Source organism: Actinocatenispora comari, assembly GCF_017312725.1.
In the GTDB taxonomy this organism is placed as follows: domain Bacteria; phylum Actinomycetota; class Actinomycetes; order Mycobacteriales; family Micromonosporaceae; genus Actinocatenispora; species Actinocatenispora comari.
Map to the genome: position 1 here is coordinate 49,282 of NZ_BOPO01000039.1, position 21,525 is coordinate 70,806.

Annotated in this window: 16 protein-coding genes; 9 read left to right on the forward strand and 7 right to left on the reverse strand. The window is 73.1% G+C overall.

All coding sequences use genetic code 11. The features are described from left to right. Positions 1–96: 96 nt before the first annotated feature. Complete coding sequence (locus NUM_RS12370) at positions 97–1,374, forward strand: hypothetical protein (RefSeq protein ID WP_207124958.1); 1,278 nt, start codon at positions 97–99, stop codon at positions 1,372–1,374. Between the two features lie 90 nt (positions 1,375–1,464). Here NUM_RS12370 and NUM_RS12375 read toward each other — a convergent pair whose 3' ends face one another. The 3 genes from NUM_RS12375 to NUM_RS12385 form a co-directional block, all read right to left on the reverse strand. Further along, on the reverse strand, positions 1,465–2,721 hold the full coding sequence (locus NUM_RS12375; protein ID WP_207124959.1) for a multidrug effflux MFS transporter: 1,257 nt from the start codon (positions 2,719–2,721) through the stop codon (positions 1,465–1,467). A 144-nt stretch (positions 2,722–2,865) separates the two neighbouring features. Continuing rightward, positions 2,866–3,906: an alpha-hydroxy acid oxidase gene (locus NUM_RS12380; RefSeq protein ID WP_207124960.1), complete on the reverse strand. Its 1,041-nt coding sequence runs from the start codon at positions 3,904–3,906 to the stop codon at positions 2,866–2,868. Between the two features lie 118 nt (positions 3,907–4,024). Continuing rightward, a complete protein-coding gene (locus NUM_RS12385; protein WP_207124961.1) occupies positions 4,025–6,904 on the reverse strand; it encodes a glycoside hydrolase family 2 TIM barrel-domain containing protein in 2,880 nt (959 codons plus the stop codon). A gap of 132 nt (positions 6,905–7,036) precedes the next feature. On the opposite strand from NUM_RS12385, the gene NUM_RS12390 reads away from it, so the two are divergent. Further along, positions 7,037–8,065, forward strand: coding sequence for a S66 family peptidase (locus NUM_RS12390; RefSeq protein ID WP_207124962.1), 1,029 nt, complete (start codon positions 7,037–7,039; stop codon positions 8,063–8,065). Positions 8,066–8,203: 138 nt separating this feature from the next. On the opposite strand, the gene NUM_RS12395 is transcribed toward NUM_RS12390, so the two are convergent. Next, complete coding sequence (locus NUM_RS12395; RefSeq protein WP_207124963.1) at positions 8,204–10,309, reverse strand: transglycosylase domain-containing protein; 2,106 nt, start codon at positions 10,307–10,309, stop codon at positions 8,204–8,206. A gap of 303 nt (positions 10,310–10,612) precedes the next feature. On the opposite strand from NUM_RS12395, the gene NUM_RS12400 reads away from it, so the two are divergent. The 5 genes from NUM_RS12400 to NUM_RS12420 all read left to right on the forward strand — a co-directional run bounded on the left by NUM_RS12400 (position 10,613) and on the right by NUM_RS12420 (position 16,171). Continuing rightward, on the forward strand, positions 10,613–12,244 hold the full coding sequence (locus NUM_RS12400) for a glycoside hydrolase family 10 protein (RefSeq protein WP_225918517.1): 1,632 nt from the start codon (positions 10,613–10,615) through the stop codon (positions 12,242–12,244). Positions 12,245–12,421: 177 nt separating this feature from the next. Further along, entirely contained in the window at positions 12,422–12,928 is a 507-nt protein-coding gene (locus NUM_RS12405) for a SigE family RNA polymerase sigma factor (protein WP_207124964.1), read from the forward strand. Continuing rightward, positions 12,925–13,764, forward strand: a complete 840-nt coding sequence (locus tag NUM_RS12410) for a hypothetical protein (RefSeq protein WP_207124965.1) — start codon at positions 12,925–12,927, stop codon at positions 13,762–13,764. The genes NUM_RS12405 and NUM_RS12410 overlap by 4 nt, the downstream gene beginning before the upstream one ends. Positions 13,765–13,807: 43 nt before the next feature. Further along, positions 13,808–14,863: an LCP family protein gene (locus NUM_RS12415; RefSeq protein WP_207124966.1), complete on the forward strand. Its 1,056-nt coding sequence runs from the start codon at positions 13,808–13,810 to the stop codon at positions 14,861–14,863. Between the two features lie 234 nt (positions 14,864–15,097). Beyond that, positions 15,098–16,171: an LCP family protein gene (locus NUM_RS12420; RefSeq protein WP_207124967.1), complete on the forward strand. Its 1,074-nt coding sequence runs from the start codon at positions 15,098–15,100 to the stop codon at positions 16,169–16,171. Positions 16,172–16,264: 93 nt separating this feature from the next. Here the strand turns inward: NUM_RS12420 and NUM_RS12425 are convergent, their stop codons facing one another. Genes NUM_RS12425 through NUM_RS12435 form a run of 3 tightly spaced genes read right to left on the reverse strand, consistent with a single transcriptional unit; the run spans position 16,265 to position 19,023 of the window. Then, a complete protein-coding gene (locus tag NUM_RS12425; RefSeq protein ID WP_207124968.1) occupies positions 16,265–17,305 on the reverse strand; it encodes an ABC transporter substrate-binding protein in 1,041 nt (346 codons plus the stop codon). Between the two features lie 37 nt (positions 17,306–17,342). Continuing rightward, on the reverse strand, positions 17,343–18,230 hold the full coding sequence (locus NUM_RS12430) for an ABC transporter permease (RefSeq protein WP_225918518.1): 888 nt from the start codon (positions 18,228–18,230) through the stop codon (positions 17,343–17,345). Further along, complete coding sequence (locus NUM_RS12435; protein WP_207124969.1) at positions 18,220–19,023, reverse strand: ABC transporter ATP-binding protein; 804 nt, start codon at positions 19,021–19,023, stop codon at positions 18,220–18,222. The genes NUM_RS12430 and NUM_RS12435 overlap by 11 nt, the downstream gene beginning before the upstream one ends. A gap of 68 nt (positions 19,024–19,091) precedes the next feature. On the opposite strand from NUM_RS12435, the gene NUM_RS12440 reads away from it, so the two are divergent. Both NUM_RS12440 and NUM_RS12445 read left to right on the forward strand, forming a co-directional pair. Next, positions 19,092–20,834: a sensor histidine kinase gene (locus NUM_RS12440; protein ID WP_225918519.1), complete on the forward strand. Its 1,743-nt coding sequence runs from the start codon at positions 19,092–19,094 to the stop codon at positions 20,832–20,834. After that, positions 20,828–21,487, forward strand: coding sequence for a response regulator (locus NUM_RS12445; RefSeq protein WP_207124970.1), 660 nt, complete (start codon positions 20,828–20,830; stop codon positions 21,485–21,487). Before NUM_RS12440 ends, NUM_RS12445 begins: the two co-directional genes overlap by 7 nt. Positions 21,488–21,525 lie beyond the last annotated feature (38 nt).

Consider the following 21,525-nt stretch of genomic DNA (forward strand, 5'->3'; position numbering starts at 1 on the left):
GCGACTGGGTTGGTGTGCGACCGGTCACCGACGGGAGTGCATCCCCGCCCGACCGCCTCTTGTCGAGCGACGGAGACGTTCGGGAGGGGATGCACGATGCGCAGAAGGACGATGCTCGGGCTGGCGGCGGCCGTCGGTACCGCGGCGGCGACGCCGTCGCTGCTGACCGCCGCGCCGGCGGGCGCGACGCACCGACCGTGGTGCGAGGAGTACACGTCGCTCGGTGGCGGCCTGCACCCGGTGCACGTACTGCGGGTCGGCGCGCCGGCCGCGCGCCAGGTGCTGGTGCTGGTGGCCGGGCAGTTCGGGGCCGCCGGCAGCCTGCGGATGCTGGCCCGGGAACTGGCCGGCCGGCTGCCCGGCACCCAGGTGTGGGCGGTCGACCGCCGGGAGACGAACCTGGCCGACCTGTCCGGGCTGCGCGGCAACGACCCGGACCGGGCCGCGGACCGGTACCTGGCCGGACGGTACCGGTCGGTGAGTGCGGCGAGCGCGCCGTATGTCGCCGGATGGGGGCTGGCCACCGCGCTGACCGACCTGCGCCGGGTGGTGCGCGCCGCCCGGGCCGGCGGCCGGCGGGTGGTGCTCGGCGGCCACTCGTGGGGCGCGACGACGGCGCTGGCCTACGCGGCGTGGGACTTCGCCGGCCGGCCGGGGTACCGGGACCTCACCGGGCTGGTGTTGATCGACGGCGGGGTGCACGACGCGTTCGCCGGCGAGGGCGACGTGTACCGGGTGACGCCGGAGCAGGCCCGGGCGGGGCTGGCCGACATCGCCGCGGGTACGGTCTTCGACCCGTCGCTGACCATGGGCCGCACCGAGACGTACGCGATCCTGCAGCTGCTCGCCGGCCGGTACGCGGTGGCCGCGCCGGACGCGCCGTCCACGCTGGCCGGACGGCTGCCGGCACCGCTGCGGCCGCCGGGGCCGGTCAGCAACGCCGGCCTGCTCCGGTCCGAGTACGTCGACGCGCCGCTGGTGCCGGATCTGAGCGTGAACCCGGCGTACACGTCGATCGCGACGGTGGCGCGCACCCTGGCGGCGGCGCGGCCCGGCGCGTTCGAGTGGTACTGGCCGCAGCGGTTGACGCTGGACCTGTCCGCCGCGGACCCGTTCGCGCGCACCGCGACGACCGACCTGCTCGGCCTGCGGCTGTGCCACCCGACCGCGATCGACGTGCCGCTCTACTCGTTCCAGACCGGACTCACCCACGGCACCGCGAACGCCGCGGCCCGCTGGGTCGTCGCGCACTCCCGGATCTCGTCCGCCAGCTACGACGGGGACGACGCGATGACCCACCTGGACGCGCTGTGGGCCGACCGCAACCCGATGCTGCGCACCCTCGTCCCGTTCCTGCGGCGGCTCGAGCCCTGAGCCGGAGCCGACGGCGCGCCGACCACCCCGCGCCGGGATGCCCGACGGCACCGATCTCGTCGGTGGCGCCGGGCCCGGCGCCACCGCGGGTCAGGCGGTGGCGGCCGGGCGGGCGAGGGTGTGCAGCAGGGCGACGGCGGCGAGCGCGAGAGCCACGATCACCACCGCCATCGGTACCGGGGTGCCGGTGCCGGCGATGCCCACCAGCGGCGCCACCGCGCCCCCGACCACGAACTGCAGGACGCCGAGCACGGCCGAGGCGCTGCCGGCGATCGCGCCGTGCTCGGCCAGCGCCAGCGAGGTGGCGTTCGGGCTGACCAGCCCCACGCTCGCCACCACCGCGAACAGCGCCGGCAGCACGAGCGGCAGCCCGGCCCCGGTGAGTACCGCGACGAGCAGCAGCGCCGCGCCGCCGGCAGACACGTATGCGCCCCTTCGCAGCAGCGCGGCCGGGCCGAACCGGTCGACCAGCCGGGCGGACAGCTGGCCGGCCGCGACGATGCCCACCGCGTTGCCGCCGAACACCAGCGCGAACAGCTGCGCGGACATCCCGTACACGTCCTGCAACACGAACGAGCTGCCGGAGATGTAGGCGAACATCGCGCCGGACACGCAGCCGGAGGCGAGCGCCAGACCGAGGAAGCCACGGTCGGCGAGCAGCACCCGGAACGCCCGGCCGGTGCCGCGCAGCCCGCCCCGCGAGGCGGCCGGGCCCGTCCCGGCGCGCTGCCGGCTCGGCCGGTGCGTCTCGGGCAGTCCGACCAGCACCGCGACCAGCAGCCCGGCGCCGACGACGGTCAGCACCACGAACACGCCGCGCCAGCTGGTGAACCGGAGCAGCTGGCCGCCGATCGTCGGTGCCAGTACCGGCGCGATGCCGTTGACCAGCATCAGCGTCGCGAACAGCTTGGCCACCCCGGTACCGGAGCGCAGGTCGCGGACCACCGCCCGGGACAGTACCACGCCGGCGGCGCCGGACAGCCCCTGCACCAGGCGCAGCGCCACCAGCGCCCAGACGTTCGGGGCGAACGCGCACAGCACCGAGGCGAGCGTGTAGCAGACCAGGCCGACCAGCAGCGGGCGACGCCGGCCGAACACGTCCGACAGCGGGCCGGCGAGCAGCTGCCCGGCGGCGAGGCCGACCAGGCACGCGGTCAGGCTCAGCTGGGCCGCCGAGGCGGTGGTGGACAGCTGGGCGGTCAGCCGCGGCAGCGCGGGGAGGTACATGTCGATCGACAGCGGCGCGAACGCCGACAGGCCGCCGAGGATGAGGATGATCCGGACCGGGAGCCGCGGTGCGGATCGCAGCGCGTGGTCGGTGCCGTCCGCGGTCACGGGGGTGCTCATCGTCGGGTACTCCGGGGCTCGGGGGTGCGCGCCCAGCCTGCCAACGTTTCCATCGGCGCGCAGTGACCCGGCACGCAATGACCCGGCACGCAGCCGGCGGCCGGAACGTCGACCGCGCCCGGCGACGCCGGCGGCCGGGAGCGGTCAGCGGGTGACGGGGGTGACGAGGTCGCCGGTGATGTCGGCGAGGGAGGAACAGCCGGCGAGGGTCATGGTCTCGCGCAGCTCGCCGGTGAGGGCGTCGAGCACGGCGGTGACGCCGGCCGCACCGGCCGCGGCGAGACCCCACAGGTACGGCCGGCCGATCAGGACGGCGGCGGCGCCGAGCGCGAGCGCCCGGAACACCGCTCCCCCGGTGCGGATCCCGCCGTCGACCAGCACCGGGACGTCGACGGCCGCCGCCACCTCGGGCAGCGCCACCGCGGTCGGTACGGCGCCGTCGAGCTGGCGCCCGCCGTGGTTGGAGACGATCACGCTGTCCGCGCCGTGCTCCACGGCGCGCAGCGCGTCGTCGGCACGCAGTACCCCCTTGACCGTCAGCGGCAACCCGAGGTCGGTCAGCCAGTCCAGGTCGGTCCAGGTGAGCGTGCGGTCCCAGCGGCTCGCGACGTGCGCCCGGGTGGAGCCGTCGCCGAGGTGGGTGGTGACCGCGGCGCCGGGCGGCAGCGGGCCGAGGGTGCCGTGCCGGCGGGAGCGTGGCCGGTGCCCCTCGACCGGGCGGTCGAGGGTGAGCACGATCCGCTCGTACCCGGCGGCGGCCGCGTTGCGCACGACCCGGCGGGTGTGCGCGCGGTCCTCGCTGACGTACAGCTGCAGCCAGCGCCGGCCCGGACCGGTCAGGTCGTGCAGGTCGGTGGTGGCGCTGGTGGCGAGGCAGTACACGGTGCCGGCGGCTGCCGCCGCGGCCGCCACCGCGGTCTCGCCGTCCGGGTGCAGGGCCCGTTGCCGCCCGGCCGGACCGAGCAGCACCGGGGTCGACAGCGGGCCTCCCAGCAGGGTGCCGGCGGTGTCGACGGTGCCGACGTCGACCATCATCCGGGGCCGCAGCCACCAGCGGTCCCAGGCGGCCTCGTTGCCGGTCACGGTGGTCTCCCGGCCGGCGCCGGCGGCCAGGAAGTCGCGGGTGGCCGGCGGCAGCAGCCGCTCGGCACGGTCGCGCAGTTCGGCGATGCTGGGATCGGACATGGCGCTAGCATAACGCTCGTACTGTTAGACCGGGTCGGCCGATCCCTGGAGCCGGACCACCGCGCCGCCGAGGCGCCGACGATCGGCGCGGTGCCGGGAAGTGACCGCCCGGCACCGGTCAGATCGCGCGCAGCCGTACCTCGAAGGTGACCGGTTCGGCGCGCAGCTCGTAGCGCGGCAGGACGGCCGGGCCGCACGAACCCGAGCCGAGACCGTGCTGGGCGTGGTCCAGGTTGAGGTGGATCGCGTCGCCCGCGACCAGGTCGACGGTGTGCCGGGCGGCCGCGAGCTGCTCGCTGGTCCAGCGGCGCGCGGTCAGCTCGACGGTCGGGGCACCCTCGACCCGCAGCCCGTGCCCGGCCGCGTCCAGCAGCGTCGCCCACCGCACCGCGGTGCGGTTGCCGTTCTCCTGCGGGAACACGTACGGGGTCTGCAGCTCGTCCACGGTCGCGGCGAACCGGTCGATGCGCGCCGCCTGCCGGCTGTCCGCGTACGCTTCGCCCGGCCCGCCGCCGAACCACGTGACGTGCGCCAGCGCCGCGGGCAGCGCGAGCCGCAGACCCAGCCGCGGCAACGGAACCGTCCACTCCCCCTGCGGCGTCACCGACACCACCAGCCGGAGCAGGTCGTCGTGTGCGGTCCACCGGTACTCCACCGCGAGGCCGGCGTCCCGGCTCGCCGCGGCCACCCGGGTACGCACCAGCAGGCCGGCGGCGGTCGGCCGCACCTCGTCGGTACGGTGGTGCATCCGGTGCAGGCCGGCGGCGAGCCAGCCGGCCTCGTACGGCTTGTCGTTGTCGATCGGCGCCCGCCACACGTCCAGCCGCGGTCCGGTCAGCGCGAGCTCGCCCAGACCGCGCAGCACGCCGTCGGTCGGGTCGAACCGGCCCGCACCGAGCTCGATCACCTCGCCCACCCGGGGCGCCGCCGGCGTCGTCAGCGCGGGCCGCCGCGCCGGGGCGAGCTGAGTCTGCCCGTCACCGAGCACGTGTCCGGCCGCCGCCCACTCGGTGTCGGTGGTCGACTCCACCGTGACGGTCAGCCAGCACTCGCCGACGCCGGTCGGCGCCGGCAGGTCCTTCAGGGTCAGCTCGACGCTGCCGCCGGCGGGGATCGGCGGGACCGCCGTCTCCCCGGCGCCGAGCTGCTCGCCGTCCACCGCCACCCGCCAGCGCAGCACCGCGTCGGCGATCGTCGCGTGGTCGTACGTGCTGCGCAGCCGCACCGTGCGCCGGCCCGCTGCGGCGCCGGCGAACCCGACCCGTACCGGCTCGATGATCTTGGCGAACTCGACCAGGCCGGGCGAGGGTGTGCGGTCCGGGAACACCAGGCCGTCGACGACGAAGTTGCCGTCGTGCAGCTCCTCGCCGAAGTCGCCGCCGTAGCGGAAGTACTCCCGGCCGTCGGCGGTGTGGCTGCGGATGCCGTGGTCCAGCCACTCCCAGATGAACCCGCCCTGGCAGCGCGGGTAGCGCTCGAACAGCTCGCGGTACTCCAGCAGGCCGCCGGGGCCGTTGCCCATCGCGTGCCCGTACTCGCAGAGCACGAACGGCATGCCGCGCCGCCTGGCGTCCAGCGCGTCGTCCGCGTCCGGATGCCGGTCCTCGGCGTGCCGGCCGATCGCGTCCACCTCGGCGTGCGAGGCGTACATCCGCGAGTAGACGTCGACGTACCGGCAGGCGTAGTCGCCCTCGTAGTGGATCGGGCGGGACGGGTCGCGGCGCCGGGTCCAGTCGGCCATCGCACCGTGGTTGACGCCGATGCCCGACTCGTTGCCCAGCGACCACGCGATGATGCTCGGGTGGTTCTTGTCCCGCTCGACCATCCGGCGCATCCGGTCCAGGCACGCGTCCGTCCACTGTGGATCGTCACTGGGGTTGCGGCGCCAGTCGTCGACGCCGAACCCGTGCGTCTCCAGGTCGCACTCGTCGACCACCCAGAAGCCGAGTTCGTCGGCCAGGGCGAGCATCCGGGAGTCCGGCGGGTAGTGGCTGGTGCGGATCGCGTTGACGTGGCAGCGCTTCATCAGCAGCAGCTCGGCGCGCAGCGTCTCCGCCGGTACGACCCGGCCGAGGTCGGGGTGGAACTCGTGCCGGTTGACGCCGCGCAGCAGGATGCGCCGGCCGTTGACCAGCAGCACACCGTCCACGATGGACACCGTCCGGAAGCCGATCCGGAGCTCGACCTGCTCGGTGTCGGTGGCGAGCGTCGCGTCGTAGAGCCGGGGCTGCTCGGCGGTCCAGCCGGTGACGCAGCCGATGTCGACCGGCTGGTCGGCCGGGTGGTCGGTGATGCCGAGCTCCGGCACCGACAGCCGGGCCGGTACGTCGGTGTCGACGCGCAGCAGGCCGGTGCCGACGGTGTGGTCGGACTCGCTCGGCTCGAAGTCGGCGTGCACGAAGAAGTCGGTCAGTCCACCGGCCGGCCGGTGGATGAGCGTGACGTCCCGGAAGATGCCCGGCAGCCACCACATGTCCTGGTCTTCCAGGTAGCTCGCCGCCGACCACTGGTGCACCCGCACCGCGAGCACGTTGGCGCCGGCGCGCAGCAGGTGGCCCACCTCGTACTCGACCGGCAGCCGGCTGCCCGTCGACCAGCCCAGTTCGGTGCCGTTGAGCCAGACCCGGGCATGCGAGTCGACCCCGTCGAACCGCAAGACGGTGTCGCCCTCGGGCCAGTCGGCGGCCAGGTCGAAGGTCAGGCGGTGGTCGCCGGTCGGGTTCTCGTTCGGTACGTGCGGCGGATCGACCGGGAACGGGTAGTTCACGTTGGTGTAGATGGGCGTGCCGTGACCGTGCATCGGCCAGCTGGACGGCACGGGCAGGGTGGCCCAGTCCGAGTCGTCCAGGTCCACCGCGGCGGGCTCGGGTGCGTCGATCGTCGGGGAGAGCCGGAACTTCCAGTCGCCGTTGAGCGACAGCGACCGGGCGGTCGAGGCGAAGGCTGCTCGCGGCGGCAGGCTGCCCACCCGGGGTGCCAGGTCCTCGACGTACGACATCGCGCATCCTCCGACACGATCGATCATGTTCCGACGTGGGCCACCGTAACCGATGGCCCGCCGGCGGGGCACCGCGACGACCCCCGCATCCCGCGCACCGGTACCGGTCGGCCGGCCTGGAAGACTGGCCCGATGACCGTCCGTTACCCACGTCCGCTCCGGCCCGGCGACCGGATCGGCGTCACCGCGCCGTCCGCCGGGGTCGCCGATCCGCTGCGGCCCCGGCTCGACTTCTGCTGCTCGGTGCTGCGCGACCGCGGTTACCAGGTCGTCGTCGGCGACTGCATCCGCGCCGACCGGTACGTCAGCGCGCCGGCCGCCGACCGGGCCGTCGAGCTGACCGGAATGCTCACCGATCCGACGATCCGGGCGATCGTCCCGCCGTGGGGCGGCGAGCTCGCCGTCGACCTGCTGCCGCTGCTGGACTTCGCGGCCATCGCGGCGGCCGAACCGACCTGGCTGGTCGGGTTCTCGGACATCTCCACCCTGCTGACCCCGCTGACGGTGCGTACCGGCATCGCCACCGTGCACGGCAACAACCTGATGGACACCCCGTACGAGACGCCGGCCGGGGTGGTGACCTGGCTGGAGCTCGTGACGCTGCCGGCCGGTGCGTCGATCGAGCAGGTCTCCCCCGGCCGGTACCGGCGACCCGGGTTCGACGACTGGACGAGGGATCCGACGGTCACCACGATGCCGCTGACCGAGCGGGGCAGCTGGCGGCGGCTGGACGGCGACGGTCCGGTCGAGGTGTCCGGGCGGCTGCTCGGCGGCTGCATCGAGACCATGTCGGCGCTGGCCGGCTCCGCGTTCGGCGACGTCACCGGCTTCGCCCGGCGGTACGCGCCGGACGGGCTGCTGGTCTACGTCGAGGCGGTGGAGGACAACGCGTTCTCGATCGCTCGGCAGTTGCACGGGATGCGCCTGTCCGGCTTCTTCGAGGCGGCGAACGCCGTGCTGGTCGGCCGGACGCGCGCGCCGGGCGGCGACGGCTTCAGCCAGGACGACGCGGTGCTCGACGCGCTCGGCGGGCTGGGCGTGCCCATCCTCGCCGACGTCGAGTGCGGCCACGTGGCGCCCTACCTGCCGCTGGTCAACGGCGCGCGCGCCACCGTCCGGTACGCCGGCGGCACCGGCCGGATCGAGCAGACCCTGGCCTGAACTCCGCCCCGCGCGCGGCCGGCGGCAGGACGTGCGGGGCCCGTCCGCGTCGACGGGAACGCCGCGATGCTTCCCGTCGCGGCCACGTCGGCTCCGCCACGGACGCCCTCCGCGACCAGCCGGCCCGCGGCCCTGCGGTCAGTCGCCGGTGAGTCTGGCCGGCGGGGTGGGCAGGTCGGTCCCGGTCGTCCCCCGCAGGGCGGTACGCATCGTCTGCGCCACCGCCCGGTCGACCGCGGCGGACACACCGGAGCCGACGTAGTCGGACGGGTCGGACGGGTTCGCGGCGATGCCGGCGGCGGCGATCTGCGGGGTGAACCCGACGAACGTCTCGGTCGCGTTGTTCTCCGACGAGCCGGTCTTGCCGCCGACCGAGCGGCCGGACAGGATGCTGCCCACCTCGGTGGCGGTACCGCCGTCGCAGTGCCCGCCGGCAGACTGCTGGCCGACCGGGCAGCGCGCCGCGTCGGCCGCCGCCGCCGCGACCCCCCGGCTCACCGCCTGGTGGCAGTCGGGACCGCCGGCCGAGACCCGGTCACCGTGCGCGTCGGTGATCGAGGTGATCGGCGTCGGGGTGCAGTACTTGCCCTGCGCCGCAACGGTCGCGTAGGCATTGGCCAGGTCCAGCGGGGTGGTGTCGGCGACGCCGAGGGTGAACGAACCCCACGAGTCGGCGTCGTGCGCGGCCCGCTGCGCGTCCGAGTCGGCGCGGAAGGTGATGCCGAGCTTCTTCGCCATCGCGACCGCCTTGTCGGCCCCGACCTGCTCCTCCAGCCAGACGAAGTAGGTGTTGACCGACCGGCCGAAGCCGGTCCACATGGTGCGGTAGCCGTCCATCCAGGACGGGTTGTCGTTGCCCGGGCAGTAGTAGCCGCCGCAGCTCGCCGGCCCCGAGTCCGGCCACTTCGTCTGCAGCCGGCCGGGCGCGTCGAACCCGGTGGACAGCGGCTTGCCCTCGCTCAGCGCCGCCAGCATGGTGAACATCTTGAACGTCGATCCGGCCTGGTACCCGTCGACGCCACCGCCGCCGGCGATCAGCTGCGCCGTGGTGTTCGGGTACCCGTTCTGGCCGTCGGGGTTGCTCGCCAGGCTGAAGTGCCGGTTGACCGCGAGCGCCGACACCTTGCCGGTACCGGGCTGCACCACGGCGATCGGCAGCGCGCGGGCGTTGCCGTAGTCGTACACCGAGAGTGACTGGGCCAGCGCCTCGCGCTGAGTGTCCGGGTCCAGCGACGTGACGATCTTGTACCCGCCCTGCCGGAGCGCCTGCTCGCGCTGCGCGACGGTCCTGCCGAACGCCGGCTGGGCGTCCCACCACTGCTTGACGTAGTCGCAGAAGAAGCCCCAGTCGTTGTGGTTCGCCGGTACCGACACGCAGTCGTTGGGCGTGCTGCTGGGGTTCAGGGCGAGCGGCGAGGCCTTCGCCGTCCTGGCCCGGGCGCGGGTGATGTCGCCGGCCTTGGCCATCGAGTCGAGCACGTAGCTGCGGCGTTGCAGCGCCGCCTTCCGGTCGCCGGTGACCGGGTTGTCGGCGTCGGGCGACTGCACCAGCCCGGCGAGCAGCGCCGCCTGGGGCAGCGTGAGCTGGTCCGGCGGTACCGAGAAGTAGGTGCGGCTGGCCGCGTAGACGCCGTACGCGCCGTGGCCGAAGTAGGCGATGTTGAGGTAGCGGCGCAGGATCTCGTCCTTGGACAGCCGCTGCTCCAGCGCCGTCGCGTACCGCATCTCCGCGAGCTTGCGGCCGACGGTGTCCTTGGTGGCGTCGGCGCGCTCCTGCGGGGTCAGGCTCGGGTCGGTCTTGAGCACGTTGCGCACGTACTGCATGGTCAGCGTGGAGGCGCCCTGGCTGACCCCGCCGGACGAGCCGTTCGCCACTAGGGCCCGCAGCACGCCGCGCGGGTCGACCCCGCCGTGTTGGTAGAACCGGGTGTCCTCGGCGGCGACGATCGCCCTGCGCATCACCGGCGCGATCGCCGACAGCGACACCGCCTTGCGGTTCTCGTCGTAGAACGTGGTGATCAGCGTCTTGCCGTCGTTGGCGTAGAGGTAGCTGGCCTCCTGGGTGGGCGGCGTCTTCAGGGCTGCGGGCAGGTCGTCCCAGGAGCCGCCGGCGGCGCGCAGCGCGAGCCCGGACAGCGCGCTGGCCGGGAACGCCACCGCCGCGACGACGAGCCCCGCCACCACACCGCACAGCAGCAGGGTCGCCAGACTGGTCAGGCCGGACCGTCGTGCCGTGCTCGGCATCGCCACCTCCGTCGCGTCGCGCGTGCTTCCCGCAACCCTCTGTCGGCGGCGCCGAGCGCGACCAGTACTTCACTGGATCGGGAGCTGATTCACTGCCCGGTACCGGCCGATACCCAGCAAGCGACCCGTCATGGCGGCTTTGGCCGACTCACCCGATTCACCCTCCTGAACCGGTTATGGCACAGCTTGCCGGGCGGCGGGCCGGGCCCGTTCGGTGTCGAGCCGTGCGGATCGTTGCGTTCCGGGCCGCCGGGCGTGAAACTTCCTTACCAACGTCACCTCAAGGCTTGAAGGGAACTTCAGATGCCCCCGTCAGGTCCCGACCTGCCCGAGCGGGTGCTCGGCACCCCGCTGACCCGCCGCCGGCTCGGCACGCTCGCCGCCGGTACCGCCCTCGCCGCCGGCGTCGCCGCCATCCCCGGCATGCTGCTGCCCACCGCCGCCCAGGCCCAACCGTCCGCCCCGGCCGGCGCCACCGCCGAGCCCGACCCGGACGCGCCGCTGCGGCAGCTGCGGGCGATGTGGATCGCCAGCGTCGTCAACATCGACTGGCCGTCCGCGACCGGGCTGCCCGCCGCCGAGCAGCGCGCCCAGCTCACCGCCTGGTTCGACCTCGCCGTACGGTTGCGCTTCAACGCGGTGGTCCTGCAGGTGCGGCCCACCGCCGACGCGTTCTGGCCGTCGCCCTACGAACCGTGGTCGCAGTACCTGACCGGCACCCAGGGGGTCGACCCCGGCTACGACCCGCTCGCGTTCGCGGTCGAGGAGGCGCACAAGCGCAACCTGCAGCTGCACGCCTGGTTCAACCCGTACCGGGTGAGCATGCAGACCGACCCGAGCAAGCTGGTGGAGTCGCATCCGGCCCGCCGCCACCCGGACTGGGTCTTCGCCTACGGCCCCAAGCTCTACTACGACCCCGGCATCCCGGAGGTACGCCGGTTCGTCGAGGACGCGATCCTCGACGCGCTGCGCTACGACATCGACGCCGTGCACTTCGACGACTACTTCTACCCGTACCCGGTGGCCGGGCAGGAGCTGCCGGACGCCGACACCTTCGCCACCTACGGCGCCAGGTTCGACGACATCGGCGACTGGCGCCGGCACAACATCGACCTGCTCATCAGCGAGATGTACCAGCGCATCCACGCGCGCAAGCCGCACGTGCAGTTCGGGGTGAGCCCGTTCGGCATCTGGCGCAACGCCTCCAGCGACCCGGCCGGCTCGGACACCGGCGGCACCGAGTCGTACAACGCGAACTACGCCGACACCCGCAAGTGGGTCAAGCAGGGCTGGCTGGACTACATCAACCCGCAGGTGTACTGGAACATCGGGCTGGCGGTCGCCGACTACGCGAAGCTCACCCCGTGGTGGGCCGAGCAGGTGCGCGACACCCCGGTCAAGCTGTACATCGGCGAGGCGACCTACAAGGTCGGCGCCGCGGGCCAGCCCGCCGCCTGGCAGGACCAGGCCGAGCTGTCCCGCCACCTCGACCTCGACGCGCAGTACCCGGAGGTGGCCGGCAACGTCTACTTCTCCGCGACCGAGGTGCGGGCCGACACCCTCGGCGCGACCAGCCGGCTGGTCGCCGAACACTACCAGCACCCGGCGCTGCCGCCGGCGATGCCGCGGCTGGACCCGCGCGCACCGGGGCGCCCGCAGCTGACCCACGCGGTACGCACCGGCGACGGGGTGAGCCTGCGGTTCCACCCGACCGGATCGCTGCGCCCCGTCAGCTACGCGATCTTCCGGTTCGACGGCCGCGGCGCGCGACCGGTCGTCGACGCCGGCAACCTGATCGCGACGGTACGTGCCACCGGGCACGCGCAGCGCTGGACCGACACCACCGCCGGTACCGGCACGCACGGCTACGCGGTCATGGCGCTGAGCCCCACCGAGGTGGCGAGCCCGCTGTCCGCCACCCGTACCGTGCACTGACACCGGCGTCGAACCACTGCCGGGGCGGCCACCGGCCACCCCGGCAGTGTCGTGTCCGGCCGGCTCCGGTCCCGGCCGTGGCGGGCGAGCTTCGCAGATTCCTGGCCGGTGGTGACAACCCGCGGCGGGGGTCGACCCGTGTCTCACTCACACGGGTACGCAAGGGGGCACCGCCGGATGGGCCGACGCGAGGACGGGTTCACCGCGTACTACCGGGCGCGCGCGGCGTCGATGCGGCGCACCGCGTACCTGCTGTGCGGCGACTGGCACGGCGCCGAGGACCTGGTCCAGACCGCGTACACGAAGCTCTACCTGGCCTGGCACCGCGTGTCGGCGCACGACCGGCTCGACCAGTACGTGCGGCGCATCGTGGTGCGCGCCTTCCTCGACGAGAAACGCCGCGGGTCGCGCCGCGAGTACCCGACCGACGCGGTACCCGACGTCGCGGTCGATCCGTCCGCGCCGGAGGAACGAATGGTCCTGGTGGCCGCGCTGGCGCAGGTCGCGAGCCGGCAGCGGGCCGTGCTGGTGCTGCGGTTCTGGGAGGACCTGTCGGTGGCCGAGACCGCCGAGCTGCTCGACATCACCGAGGGCACGGTGAAGAGCCACACCGCACGCGGGCTGGAGACCCTGCGCCGGGCACTACCCGAGCGCCACTCGATCGGCGCGGGAGACCCGGTATGAGCGAGCACGAGGTCACCGACCTGTTCGAGCGGGTGCTCGACACGCCGGAACCACCGCTGCCCGAGGCGGGCCAGGTGATCGCAGCCGGGCGTGCCGCCCGGCGTCGCCGCGCGCTCGGTGCGTCCGCCACCGCGCTGGCCGTGGTGCTGCTCGCCGCCGCCGGTACCGCCGGCGCCACCGGCCTGCTGTCCGGCGAGCGGTCCGTGCCGCCGCAGCGCGGCGTCGCCCGCGGGTACACCCCGCACCCGACGCCGAACGTGACGCACTTCCTGCCGTCCGGCCGACCGCACGCGGGAGGCCCGGATCTGCCCGCCCGCGCCGCCCAGCTGCTCGACACGCTGACCCACGCCGTACCGCCGGGCTACACCGTGCCAACGACGGATCTGGTGCGGTACGGGGGACTCGGGTACGAGGTGCGCGGCTACACCGCCCCGGCCGGCCACCCCAAGGCGGACGGGAGCTGGCGGATCGACGCGCACACCGACGTCTACCGCGACGGCCGGGCCGGCTCGCTGTGGGTCACCTGGACGAACGGAGTGCGGTACCCGGCGGCCGGCTCGGTGTGCGACGCGACGGTCCCGCTGCGGCACACCGGTACGGCAACGCGGTGCTCGGTGACCTCGGTGCGCGGCGTGGCGGTACGGCTGGACGAGCAGGACCTGCCGGACGGCAACACCGTGCGGTACGCGACCGCATTCGGCGCCGGCCACTGGGTCACGGTCAGCGCCGACCAGCGGGGCGCCGCCCCGGGAAAGGCCGCGCTGCCGGCGCCGCCGCTGTCCGGCACCGATCTGGCCCGGCTGGTGACCGGGCCGAGTCTGGGCACCGGCGACTGACCCACCCGCAGCCGCGCACACCCCTACCGATCGAGGAGTACCGATGGCCGGCCGACGCCGCGCACGCAGCCCGTGGTGGGCCAGGCTCTGCCTGGTCGCCGGGATCGTCCTGACGCTGGCCAGCGGCGCGAGCTACGCCGGCACCGTGCTGGTGACCGACCGGGTCGACCGGTCCGTCCCGCAGGCGGACCTGCTCGGCGACGGAGGCGGGCGCACGCCCGGCAGCCGGGTGACCGGGCCGCTGGACATCCTGCTGGCCGGCTCGGACCTGCGGCGGTCGTGGCACCGCCACCAGACGGAGAACCCGCGGACCGACACCATCATGTGGCTGCACGTGCCCGCCTCGTACGACCACGCCTACCTGCTCTCGATCCCACGCGACCTGGAGGTGCCGATCCCGTACGACCCGAGGACCGGGAGGGGTGGCGTCAGCACCAAGATCAACGCGGCGTTCGCCTGGGGCATGACCGGCGTCGACGACGTCACCGGTGGCATGCAGAACCTGCACGCCACGCTGCGCAGGCTCACCGGCGAGAGCTTTTCGATGGCGGCGCTGGTGAACTGGGACGGGTTCACGGCGATCGTGTCCGAGCTCGGTGGCGTGACACTGTGCGTGGACAGGACCTTCACCTCGACCCAGCCCACGCTCGGCCACCACACCTTCCGCAAGGGCTGTCACCACTACGACGCCGAGCTGGCGCTGGCCCTGGTGCGGGAGCGCTACGCGTACGCCGACTCCGACTACGGCCGGCAGCGGATGCAGCAGCAGTTCATCAAGCAGATCCTCCAGCGCGCCACCAGCGCCGGCGTGCTCACCAGTCCGACCAAGATCGACAAGGTGGTGGGCGCGGCCGGCAAGGCGCTGACCATGGACCGCGACGGCTACCGGCTGGTCGACCTGGTGCTGGCACTGCGCAGGATCACCCCGGACGCCATCACCAGCCTGCAGATCGCGCACACCACCCTGCCCGACTACAACGAGCAACTGGTCCAACCGGTCGACGGCGAGCTGTTCCGGGCCATGCGGACCGACCGGATGGACGGTTTCGTCCTGGCACATCCCGAACTGGTGGCCCACGGCCGCGGGCTCGGCCGGTGACACCCGGTACCGTGCCGTCGGCGGTACCCGAACGGAGCGCAACCAGCGGCTCGCCACGGGCGTGGTGTGCCGGGCCGCCCCGCGCGGCCGCCGATCCGTACGGCAAGGTAGGAGGCGAACAAAGCGGCACGTCGATCCGGAGACGGCGACAATGCCGCGTCGCGTGACAACGTGGTCACCCCCCGAAACACCTGATCACGACTCCCCCCACCGCGATGAACGAGGAGTGACCTGATGAGCCGTCGCCGCCGGAACCGCAGGCGCAGTCCCTGGTGGACGAAGCTGTGCCTGATCGCCGGCCTGGTACTGGTGATCACCAGTACCGGCGTCTACGCGGGCACCGTCGCCGTGGCCGACAAGGTCAACAACTCGGTCGCCCAGGACGATCTGCTGGGCGACGGCGACAACCGCAACACCGAGCACGGCAGCCGGGTGACCGGACCGATCGACATGCTGCTGGCCGGCTCGGACATGCGCAAGAGCTGGAACAAGTCCGGCGAGCTGCCCCGGACCGACTCGATCATGTGGCTGCACATCCCGGCCTCGCTCGACCATGCCTACCTCCTGTCGATCCCGCGGGACCTGGAGGTGACGATCCCGGTCGACAAGCACACCGGCAAGGGCGGCGAGACCACCAAGATCAACGCCGCCTTCCCGAACGGGATGAAGGACGTCAACGACATCAAGGGCGGCATGCAGTCCCTGCACGCCACCGTGCAGCAGCTCACCGGCGCCGAGTTCAACATGGCCGCCCTGGTCAACTGGGACGGGTTCAAGGCGATCGTGTCCGAACTCGGTGGCGTGACGCTGTGCGTGGACAAGACTTTCACGTCGACCCAGCCCTCGCTGGGCCACCACACGTTCCAGAAGGGCTGCAACCACTACAACGCCGACCTGGCGCTCGCCCTGGTCCGGGAACGCTACGCCTACAACGACTCCGACTACGGCCGGCAGCGGATGCAGCAGCAGTTCATCAAGCAGATCCTCAAGCGCGCCACCAGCGCGGGCGTGCTCACCAACCCGTCCAAGATCAACAGCGTGATCGGCGCCGCCGGCAAGGCGCTGACCACGGACCTGAACGGGTACAAGGTGGTCGACCTGGTGCTGGCGTTGCGCAAGATCAGCCCGGACAGCATCACCACCCTGCAGATCGCGCACACCACGCTGGCCGACGGGAACGAGGGCGTCGTGCAGCCGGTCGACGACCAGCTGTTCCAGGCGTTGCGTACCGACAAGGTGGACGACCTGCTGCTGTCCCACCCGGAGCTGGTCAGCAAGGGCGAGGGCACCGGCAAGTCCACCGGGTGAGCGTCGGCCCCGGACGTCCGACGGCGGCCACTCCGGTGGGTACCGGCGTGGCCGCCGCGGTCGGGACACCCGACCCTCGTCAGCTGGCCCTCGTCAGCTGGCCTTGTCGACGAACTGGGTGGTGTAGGTCTTCGACAGGTCGACCGTGTCCTGCTTGCCCTTGACGTTCGGGGAGAACGAGCCGAGCACCTTCAGCGAGTTGCGCGCGGCGCCGGCGTCCATCCGGCCGTCGGAGTTGAACATGCCGATCGTGCTCTTGACCGACTGGACGTAGAGCTGCTTGCCGCCGTTGGCGTAGTCGGCGGGCATCTTCGCCGCGATCTGCTCGGCGGAGTGCGCGTGGATCCACTTCAGCGTCCGGACCATCGCGTTGGCGAGCTTCTGCACGGTCTGCGGGTGCGCCTTGACGTACGCGCAGTCCATGTACAGCGAGCTGGACGGGTAGAGCCCGCCGAGCGCCGCCCGGGTGCCCTGCTCGGTACGCATGTCCAGCAGCACCTTGCCCTTGCCGGTACTGACCAGTTGCGCCACCGTCGGGTCGGTGGTCATGCCGGCGTCGATGCCGCCGTTCTCCATGGCCGCGATGAACGTCTGCCCGGCACCGGCCTTGACCGTCGTGTAGTCCGCCGCGGTCAGCCCCTGCTTGCTCGCGAGGTACTGGGTGAGGAAGTCGGTGGACGAACCGGGGCTGGTGACGCCGAGCTTGCGGCCCTTGAAGTCCTTCGGTGAGCGGATCTGGCCGGCCTTGTCGCTCGCCACCATCTCGACCTCGCCCGGCACGTCGGCCATCTGCACCACCGACTCGACGCACTTGTGCTTGGTCTGCAGGTCGATGGTGTGGTCGTAGAAGCCGACCACACCCTGCACGTCGCCGGAGATCAGCACGTTCTCGGCCTGCGCGCCGGCCGGCTCGGTGAGCAGCTTGACGTCGAGGCCCTCCTGCTTGAAGTAGCCGAGCTGGTCGGTGAGCTTCGCCGGCAGGTAGATCACCTTGTCGATGCCACCGACCATGATCGAGACGTGGTTGTCGGCGCCCGCGGCGCCGGCCTTGTCCCGCGAGTCGCGGCAGCCGGTCGCCGCGGTGAGGGTGAGCGCCGCCGCCAGCACGGCGCACACGATGGACCGTGTTCTCATCGAAACTCCTTGCGGGGTGAGGGAACGAATGTCGCCGTCAGGTCTGCACGTCGGCGCTGGCGGCCGGGGGGCGCCAGCGCAGCAGCCGCTTCTCGGCGGTGGAGATCAGCCACTCGGCGACCAGCGCAAGCACGGTCACCACGATCATTCCGGCGTAGATGCCGGCCGAGTCAAACGTGCCCTGGGCGTTGTTGATGAGCAGACCGAGCCCCTTGTCGGCGCCGGTGAACTCGCCGACCACCGCGCCGATCAGCGCGAACCCGAACGCCGAGTGCAGCGAGGCGAAGATCCACGAGGTGGCCGACGGCACCACGATGGTGCGCAGTACCGAGATCCGGCTGGCGCCGAGGATCCGGGCGTTGTCGACCAGGTTGCGGTCGACCTCGCGAGCGCCCTGGAAGGCGTTGAAGAACACCGCGAAGAACACCAGCACCATCGCGGTGGCGACCTTCGACGACATGCCCAGGCCGAACCAGATGATGAACAGCGAGGCGAGCACGATGCGCGGTACCGCGTTCGCCGCCTTGATGAACGGCGCCGCCACCTCGGCGAGGAACCGGGCCCGGCCCAGCACGATGCCGAGCACGACGCCGGCCACGGCGCCGATCGCGAAGCCGAACACCGCCTCTTCCAGGGTCACCGCGATCTGGGTCCAGATCGAGCCGAACGCGGTGCCGTGGCTGAACCAGCCGACCAGCCGGGACCAGATCGCCGTGGGCTTGGAGTAGTAGAACGGGTCGATCCAGTACGTCGCGGTCAGCTGCCAGCCGACCAGCCACACCACCACCGCGGCGAGCCGGACCGCCCAGACCGCGCCGCGCCGCCGACGGCGCCGCGCGACCAGATCCGGTACCCCGGCGCTGCGCTGCTCGGCCGCCATCGCCACCGCCCCGTTGTCCACTGTGGACAGGTGCTCACCCGACACGGCTGGCCTCCTCGCGGGCCCGGGCCACCTCGACCCGCAGGCTCTCCCACACCTCGCGGTAGATCTCCAGGAACTCGGCGGTCAGCCGTACCTCCTCGACGTTGCGCGGGCGCGACAGCGGTACCGCGAACACGCCCTTGACGGTCGCCGGGCTCGCGGTCATCACCACCACCCGGTCGGCCAGCGCGATCGCCTCCTCCAGGTCGTGCGTGACGAACACGACGGCGGCGCCGGTACCGGCCCACAGCCGCAACAGCTCGTCCTGCATCAGCGCCCGGGTCTGCACGTCCAGCGCGCTGAACGGCTCGTCCATCAGCATGATCTCGGGCTCGTTGACCAGCGTCTGGGCCAGCGCCACCCGCTTGCGCATGCCGCCGGACAGCTGGTGCGGGTAGTACTTCGCGAAGCCGGCGAGGCCGACCCGCTCCACCCACGTCGCCGCCTTCGCCCGGGCCGCCGCCTTGCTCGCGCCGCGGTACCGGGGGCCGGCCGCGACGTTGTCCAGCACCGAGCGCCACGGCAGGATCGCGTCGTTCTGGAACATGTACCCGACGCCGCGCGGGATCGAGCGCACCCGCTCCCCGCGCACCAGCACCTCGCCCTCGCTGGCCGGCTCCAGCCCGGACACCAGCGACAGCGTGGTCGACTTGCCGCAGCCGGTCGGGCCGACCACGGCGACGAACTCCCCGGCGGCCACCTGCATGGTCAGTTCGCGCACCGCGGTGTGCGCCGGGCCGCTCCCGCTCGGGAACCGCTTGGTGGCACCCCGGAGTTCGATCACGGGGTCGTTCATGGACGTCCCTCCTCGGCGGACTCGGTCGCCTCTTGCCTCGGCGCGGAACGTTAGGTGAACTGGCTCACGTGCGGAACCTTCTCGAAATTGTTCGTTCAATCAGCGTTAATGCCGTTTCGCGCATTACGCGCGCGGGGCTGACGCGGCGGCTGGCGCGCATCCGGTTCGCCCGGCAGATCCTGCTGTTCCAGATCTGCGTCGTCCTGCTGGTGGTCGGCGTCGGCTTCGCGCTCGTCGGCTGGCTGATGGACCGCCAGCTCACCGACCAGTACGAGCGGCGCGCGCTCGCGGTGGCACACGCGGTCGCCGCCGACCCGGACATCGCCGACGCGGTCGCGGCCGGTGACGTGCCGGTCGTCAGTACCGACGCCGAGCGGGTACGGCAGGCCACCGACGCGCTGTTCGTCGTGGTCACCGACGCCCGCGGGATCCGGCTCGCGCACCCGAACCCGGCCGAGATCGGCCGGCACGTGTCGACCGACCCGTCCGAGGCGCTCGCCGGGCACGACGTGGTGGACGTGCAGCGCGGCACGCTCGGCTGGTCGGCCCGCGGCAAGGTACCGGTGTACGCGGCCGACCACCGGGTCGTCGGCGAGGTCAGCGTCGGGTTCGCGGCCGACGACGTGCGGGCCAACTGGCTGCGGGTGCTCGCCGACGCGGCGCTGTTCGCGGGCGGCGCGCTGCTGCTCGGCGTCGCCGGCTCCGCCCTGCTGTCCCGGCGGCTGAAGAGCCAGACGCTCGGGTTGGAACCGCGCGAGCTGGCCGAACTGGTGCAGGAGCGCGAGGCGGTGCTGCACGGCGTCGGCGAGGGGGTGGTCGCCGCCGACGCCGCCGGCCGGATCACCGTGTGCAACGACGAGGCGGCCCGGCTGCTCGGCAGCCGGCCGCCGGTCGGCGCCCGCGCCGCGGCGCTGGACCTGCCGATCCGGGTCCGCGCCGCGCTGTCCCGGCGCACCGACCAGGAACGGATGATGGCGATCGCCGGCGACCGGGTCCTGGTCGCCACCACCCGGCAGGTGCACCGGGACGGCCACGACCTGGGTACCGTGCTGACGCTGCGGGACCGTACCGACATCGAGACGCTGACCCGCGAGCTGGACACCGTACGGTCGCTGTCCGGCGCGGTCCGGGCGCAGCGGCACGAGTTCGCGAACCGGCTGCACACCCTGGCCGGGCTGCTGCAGACCGGCCACCACGCGGAGGCGGTCGAGTACCTGCACGCGCTGCAGGACGCGCCCACCGAGCTCGGGCCGGCCCCGGACGGGGTGCGCGACGCGTACCTGCACGCGTTCCTGTCCGCGAAGACCGCCGAGGCCGGCGAGGCCGACGTGCGGCTGCGGGTCGCCGACGTCAGCTGGGTACCAGGCCGGGTCACCGCACCGGTCGCGGTCACCACGGTGGTCGGCAACCTCGTCGACAACGCCGTCCGGGCCGCCCACCTGGGCACCCGGCAACCCGCGTACGTCGAGGTCACCCTGCTCGCCGACGCCGACACGCTGCACGTGTCGGTGGCCGACTCCGGCGACGGGGTACCGGCCGGGTTGCGGGCGCGGATCTTCACCGAGGGGTTCACCACCCGGATCAGCGCCGGCCACGGCCTCGGGCTGGCGCTGGCCCGGCAGGCCGCCCGCAGCCTCGGCGGCGACGTCCGCCTCGCCGACCCCGGCGCCGCGGAGAACGCGGTGGACGGCGGGGGCGGGCACGGCGCCGTGTTCGTCGCCCAGTTGCCGGCGGCCCTCGACACCCCTCGCCCACCTGGTGTACTGGTCGACGATCGGCAGGCGATCGGACCGGAGGAGGCGGGGTGTTGAAGGTACTGGTGGTGGAGGACGACTTCCGGGTCGCCGAGGTGCACGTCGCCTTCACCGAGCGGGTCGAGGGGTTCAGCGTGGTCGGTACCGCCCGTACCGTTGCGGAGGGACACCGACTGATCACGCAGACCCGGCCCGACCTGCTGCTGCTCGACCGATACCTGCCGGACGCGTCCGGGCTGACGCTGCTGCGCGAGGTGTCGGTGGACACGATCGTGCTCACCGCGGCCGGCGACGCCGAGACGGTACGCGCCGCGTACGCCCTCGGCGCGCTCAACTACCTGGTCAAACCGTTCACCGCGGAACAGTTGGCGGACCGGCTGCGCGGCTATGCCCGGTACCGGGCGACACTCGCCGCGGCGGGCACGCTGAGCCAGACCGACATCGACCGCGCGGTCCGGCTGCTGCACGAGGGCGACCGGGCCGCCGCGCCGAAGGGCCACTCCCCCGTGACCGCCCGGCTGGTCGCCGACGCGCTGCAGGCGGCCACCGAACCGCGGTCGGCCGCCGCCGTCGCCGCCGAACTCGGCATCGCCCGCGCCACCGCGCAGCGCTACCTGGCCTCGCTCGCCGAGTCCGGCCGCGCCACCATGACGCTGCGGTACGGGACCACCGGGCGCCCGGAGCACCTGTACGCCTGGCTGGCGGGCTGAGCCACCGGTGGCACGCCGGGTCGAGCGGCGCGCGGGTG

Bases quoted from the DNA above. Each gene is read 5' to 3' on its own strand.
- NUM_RS12370 (WP_207124958.1), top strand. From the start codon at position 97: ATGCGCAGAAGGACGATGCTCGGGCTGGCGGCGGCCGTCGGTACCGCG.
- NUM_RS12375 (WP_207124959.1), bottom strand. From the start codon at position 2,721: ATGAGCACCCCCGTGACCGCGGACGGCACCGACCACGCGCTGCGATCC.
- NUM_RS12380 (WP_207124960.1), bottom strand. From the start codon at position 3,906: ATGTCCGATCCCAGCATCGCCGAACTGCGCGACCGTGCCGAGCGGCTG.
- NUM_RS12385 (WP_207124961.1), bottom strand. From the start codon at position 6,904: ATGTCGTACGTCGAGGACCTGGCACCCCGGGTGGGCAGCCTGCCGCCG.
- NUM_RS12390 (WP_207124962.1), top strand. From the start codon at position 7,037: ATGACCGTCCGTTACCCACGTCCGCTCCGGCCCGGCGACCGGATCGGC.
- NUM_RS12395 (WP_207124963.1), bottom strand. From the start codon at position 10,309: ATGCCGAGCACGGCACGACGGTCCGGCCTGACCAGTCTGGCGACCCTG.
- NUM_RS12400 (WP_225918517.1), top strand. From the start codon at position 10,613: ATGCCCCCGTCAGGTCCCGACCTGCCCGAGCGGGTGCTCGGCACCCCG.
- NUM_RS12405 (WP_207124964.1), top strand. From the start codon at position 12,422: ATGGGCCGACGCGAGGACGGGTTCACCGCGTACTACCGGGCGCGCGCG.
- NUM_RS12410 (WP_207124965.1), top strand. From the start codon at position 12,925: ATGAGCGAGCACGAGGTCACCGACCTGTTCGAGCGGGTGCTCGACACG.
- NUM_RS12415 (WP_207124966.1), top strand. From the start codon at position 13,808: ATGGCCGGCCGACGCCGCGCACGCAGCCCGTGGTGGGCCAGGCTCTGC.
- NUM_RS12420 (WP_207124967.1), top strand. From the start codon at position 15,098: ATGAGCCGTCGCCGCCGGAACCGCAGGCGCAGTCCCTGGTGGACGAAG.
- NUM_RS12425 (WP_207124968.1), bottom strand. From the start codon at position 17,305: ATGAGAACACGGTCCATCGTGTGCGCCGTGCTGGCGGCGGCGCTCACC.
- NUM_RS12435 (WP_207124969.1), bottom strand. From the start codon at position 19,023: ATGAACGACCCCGTGATCGAACTCCGGGGTGCCACCAAGCGGTTCCCG.